The organism is Candidatus Accumulibacter vicinus (assembly GCF_000584955.1).
GTDB classification, from domain to species: domain Bacteria; phylum Pseudomonadota; class Gammaproteobacteria; order Burkholderiales; family Rhodocyclaceae; genus Accumulibacter; species Accumulibacter vicinus.
In genome coordinates this window covers 67,987-72,234 of sequence record NZ_JDSS02000026.1, presented here as the reverse complement: position 1 = coordinate 72,234, position 4,248 = coordinate 67,987, and the positions used below count along the sequence as shown (strand labels likewise).

The 4,248-nt window shown below is 61.9% G+C and carries 7 protein-coding genes and 1 pseudogene; 6 read left to right on the top strand and 2 right to left on the bottom strand.

The features are described from left to right. Nucleotides 1-168: 168 nt before the first annotated feature. From CAPSK01_RS12480 to CAPSK01_RS12465, 4 genes are all read left to right on the top strand, one after another. A complete protein-coding gene (locus CAPSK01_RS12480; RefSeq protein ID WP_034927023.1) occupies nucleotides 169-477 on the top strand; it encodes a hypothetical protein in 309 nt (102 codons plus the stop codon). A 41-nt stretch (nucleotides 478-518) separates the two neighbouring features. After that, on the top strand, nucleotides 519-1,511 hold the full coding sequence (locus CAPSK01_RS12475) for an ISKra4 family transposase (RefSeq protein WP_273703608.1): 993 nt from the start codon (nucleotides 519-521) through the stop codon (nucleotides 1,509-1,511). 172 nt (nucleotides 1,512-1,683) lie between these two features. Then, complete coding sequence (arsS, locus tag CAPSK01_RS12470; protein ID WP_034927020.1) at nucleotides 1,684-2,682, top strand: arsenosugar biosynthesis radical SAM (seleno)protein ArsS; 999 nt, start codon at nucleotides 1,684-1,686, stop codon at nucleotides 2,680-2,682. Nucleotides 2,683-2,743: 61 nt separating this feature from the next. After that, the gene (locus tag CAPSK01_RS12465; RefSeq protein WP_034927017.1) at nucleotides 2,744-3,466 is read left to right on the top strand and encodes a haloacid dehalogenase type II; all 723 of its coding nucleotides are present in this window, start codon (nucleotides 2,744-2,746) and stop codon (nucleotides 3,464-3,466) included. Nucleotides 3,467-3,492: 26 nt separating this feature from the next. Here the strand turns inward: CAPSK01_RS12465 and CAPSK01_RS12460 are convergent, their stop codons facing one another. After that, complete coding sequence (locus tag CAPSK01_RS12460) at nucleotides 3,493-3,720, bottom strand: hypothetical protein (RefSeq protein ID WP_034927014.1); 228 nt, start codon at nucleotides 3,718-3,720, stop codon at nucleotides 3,493-3,495. Between the two features lie 27 nt (nucleotides 3,721-3,747). On the opposite strand from CAPSK01_RS12460, the gene CAPSK01_RS22865 reads away from it, so the two are divergent. Next, on the top strand, nucleotides 3,748-3,909 hold the full coding sequence (locus CAPSK01_RS22865; protein ID WP_273703607.1) for a hypothetical protein: 162 nt from the start codon (nucleotides 3,748-3,750) through the stop codon (nucleotides 3,907-3,909). Nucleotides 3,910-3,925: 16 nt separating this feature from the next. Next, a pseudogene (locus CAPSK01_RS22860) lies at nucleotides 3,926-4,039 on the top strand (CidA/LrgA family protein); the annotation flags it as partial. A gap of 25 nt (nucleotides 4,040-4,064) precedes the next feature. On the opposite strand, the gene CAPSK01_RS22855 reads toward CAPSK01_RS22860, so the two are convergent. Then, a partial coding sequence (locus CAPSK01_RS22855) for a competence protein ComEC (RefSeq protein WP_273703609.1) occupies nucleotides 4,065-4,248 on the bottom strand: 184 nt, incomplete at its 5' end.

The window sequence follows — 4,248 nt, the reverse complement described above, 5'->3', positions numbered from 1 at the left end:
ATTCGCTAACACCTGCACCGAGCCCACGTTCGACACCTCCTCAACATGTGTGTGATCAACATGACCGAAGACAACGTTGAAACTGATAGGTGCTAAGGCGACGTAGCGACGTTGCCAAATTGGCGAGGAATCTGCGGTAGAGTAGCGTTCCCATTTTGGAGAGAAGCCATGCCCCTCATTTCCTGCGACGAAGCTTTTGATACGAGAGTCTTGGCGGCCCGCCTGGCTGCCCAGCCCAAGATGTTGGCCAAGGTGCTGGAGATGCTGGAACTGATGGAGAATGCTCAGGGAGACCTACGGCGTGCCGACGAAGCCGAGCGGCGCGTGACCGAAATCCTCCGGGAGACGGGCCAAGAGCTTCTGACGGGGTGGGCCGGGCAGGTCGCTGAGGCGGTGACAGCCGAGGCGCGGGCGGCCGCTCCGGTCGTTGGACACGTCAAAAAAAAGTCTACTGGTATACGACGTATGGCCCGATAACGGTCGAGGAGGAGTGCCTTCTCGACCAGAGGACAAAGCAGTTGGTTCGCCCCTTTTCGGAGGTTGCCGGCATCCGGTGCCGGGCCTATTCTCTGCCGCTGGAACGAGCGATAGCCGATTTTGGCGCGGACGTCCCGTTTGGCCAGGTGGCGCCGAAGATGAAGGAACACTACGGCATTGACCTGGCCGCCTGTGCGCCCCGGCTACTCACCGAGCGGGTGGCCAGGGAATTGACGGAGGCGGACTGCCTACCCGCCGCGCGTCCCTCTCACGTGGCGAACTGGCTAATCGTGGAAACGGACGGGGGGATGGTGCCCATTGTCGAAACGCTCGCGGGGGCTGCCGACGCCCGCAAGGGGAAGACCACGCGTTGGCGAGAAGCGAAAGTCTGTATCGCTCAGCGACAGGGTGAAGTCGTTCCGAAGGCGGGCGTGACGATGGACGGCCCCACCGAGGCGGGGGCCATCCGGAAGCGGCTGGCCGAGGCGCTGGGATTCAACGCCAAGACCCAGGTTCACGGTGTCGGCGACGGCGCGACCTGGATCGGCGACCAAATTGAGGAACAGTTCGGTGCGCAGGGAGGCTTCCTGATCGACCTGTTTCACGTTTGCGACTATCTGACCCCGGCCAGTGTGGTCTGCGCGCCAGATTGCCCCAAGGATTGGGTGGCTTCCCAGAAGGCGCGATTGTTGGCCGGCCAGGCCGGCGAGGTGGTTGCGGAGATGAAGCCACACGTCGAACCCTCGCCGATAGATGACGCGCAGGCCCCGGTGCGTGCGGCCTGGCGCTACCTCTCCAACCGTCTCGACCAGTTGGACTATCCCCGCGCGATTGCGCTGAATCTGCCCATCGGCTCTGGCGCGATCGAGAGTGCTCATCGCTACCTCGTGCAGGCCCGCCTCAAGCGCCCGGGGGCTTGGTGGCGGGAGGACATCGCGCAGGCCATGATGAACCTGCGCGTCATGCGGCATAACCAGCTCTGGGAAGCCTATTGGGAAAAGCGCTGGGCGGAGCCTCTGCGCAGGGCCGCTTAAAAACCAACATCGCCTCACCCAACACTTTCATTCGCACCCGGGGGGGCAGCATGCGCTGCAGAAACGTCTGAAATATCGTATCGTGAGAGCGCCTGCAGATCCTGCCAGGCACGTGTAAGGAAAGCCAGCAACCTCACGACCAATGCCGACAAACCACCGGAGAACGAAAGTCATGCACGCCACCCTGCCCCTTCTCACGACCACCACTTTCCCGGCCTTGACCCGGCGCTCGGTGGAAACGGTCCAGGTCAATCTCGGCTATCGTTGTAATCAGAGCTGTCTACATTGCCATGTCAATGCCGGTCCACAGCGCAAGGAGGAAATGACCGCAGAAACGATCGATGCGCTGCTCACCTTCATCAGTGCCAGCCCCGAAGTCGGGACGCTGGACCTGACAGGCGGCGCCCCCGAGCTCAACCCGCATTTCCGCCGCCTGGTCATCTCCGGCCGCGAACGCGGCCTGCGAGTGATCGACCGCTGCAACCTGACGATCCTGGAGGAAACCGATCATGCGGATCTGGCCGACTTCTTGGCCAGGCACCGTGTCGAGGTGATCGCGTCGCTGCCCTGCTACCTTGAGGAAAACGTCGATCGACAGCGCGGCAAGGGCACCTTCGAAGCGAGCATCAAGGGCTTGCAGCGCCTCAATGCGCTGGGTTATGGCATGGCGGACAGCGGCCTGATCCTGAATCTGGTCTTCAATCCGCAGGGGCCTACGCTACCGCCGCCGCAAGGACCGCTGGCCATCGCCTATCGTGCGCACCTCGGACACGAATTCGGCATCGTTTTCAACCAGTTGTTCACGCTGACCAATATGCCGATCCAGCGCTTCGGATCAATGCTGGTCTCGAAGGGCCAGTTCAACAGTTACATGCAACTATTGCGCAGCGCGCACCGGGACGAGAACATCGAGCAGGTCATGTGTCACAACCTGCTTTCAATCGACTGGCAGGGCTACCTTTACGACTGCGACTTCAACCAGCAGCTCGGTTTGCCGATCACCGGAAGCGGTCGTCGACGCCTGCACATCACCGATGTGCAGGCAGCTTCGCTCGATGGATATCCGATCCAGGTGGCCAACCACTGCTATGGCTGCACAGCAGGCCAAGGATCAAGTTGCGGCGGCGCCCTGGGTGGCGAGATGGCCGCTGCGCCGACCTGCGGGGCCTGATTGCGGCCGCATCCGCCAGCCAGGCAAGCACGCTACCGACATCACGGAGGAGATCAGAACCATGAACATCACGCACCTGGACGGCATCAAGGCGTGTGTATTCGACGCCTACGGCACACTCTTCGACTTCAACAGTGCAGCACTCGCGGCCAGCGACGAGATCGGTGACAACTGGCAGCGCCTTTCCGAACTCTGGCGCCAGAAGCAACTGCAATACACCTGGCTGCGCGGACTCGCCGGCCGACATGCAGACTTCTGGCAAGTCACCGGCGATGCGCTCGATTTTTCCCTGAACACCCTTGGCATCGACCGGCCCGGCCTGCGCGAACGACTGATGGACCTTTATCTTCATCTCGGTTGCTACCCCGAGGTTCCCGAAACGCTGCGCCGGTTACAGGCTGCGGGAATGAGGTTGGCGATTCTCTCGAACGGCACGCCGGCGATGCTCGCGGCGGTGGTCTGCCACAACGGTCTGGAGAATATCTTCGATGCCGTGCTGTCGGTTGAGGACGTGGGCGTCTTCAAGCCACACCCGGCAGTCTACGCGCTGGCCTGTGAACGCCTGCAACTTGCCCCGACGGCGATCTGCTTCCTTTCGTCGAATGCCTGGGATGCCTATTCGGCCAAGGCTGGCGGCCTGCAAGTCCTGTGGTGCAACCGCTTCGGACAGGCACCAGAACGGATCCCCGAGACCCCCGATGGCGAGATCAAGGATCTCTCCGCCCTACCAGCAGCGCTGTTTCCTCTCCCGCTTGCAGGCGAGGGGCGGTGGGTGAATCGCTGACGCGACTTTCACCTTGACGAAACGCCTCATTCAGGCGATCGCAGCGAACGATGGGCTTTCCCTGGCGTGGTCAGCGACAGCAGCAGCAGGAAACAGCCCACGACGGTTGCGGCCATGCCGCCCTGCAGGACGGTCGCGAGTTGAAACGTTCCCAGGTAATAATTGCCCGCCAGACGCAGTACTGCGGCGATGCTGCACAGCAGCAGGCCACCGATGCCGGCGACACGTCCCGACAGGAGCAGAAAGGTATCCATTTCTCACCTCATTGCATAACGACAAACATGATTTTTCGGCTGTTTCCGGAGCAGCAGTACGACATCCACGCCCACGCCGATCAGGCGACGCAACGAATAGCCAGCAGTGTAGGCGAAATTGCCGAGTCCGGACAGGTCAGTGTGGCTGCTCCGATCGTCCTGACGAAGCCCCCGCAACCTCGCGAATAGACGCTTCAAGGACACCATGCTCGCCGCCCTGAGCCAACTGCTGCTCTTTCCGCTCGTCGGCGAAGTCATCGCCCGAGGCATCAAGCTGCCCCTTCCCGGTCCGGTGGTCGGGATGCTCTTGCTCTTTGTCGGCGATGAATCGCATACCGGTCCTTTCACTGCCCGTGCCAGTAACGGCGATACTCGGTTCGATACGCGGCGAGAGCCAGCCCGCTGGCCAGCCTGATACGCACCGCACCATCCCGATCGGTGCGCCACACCCGGCTGCCGGAATAACGTTCAACGACCTCCGGGCGGGGATGCTGGAAACGGTTGCGGTAGCCGACGGGAATGATCGCT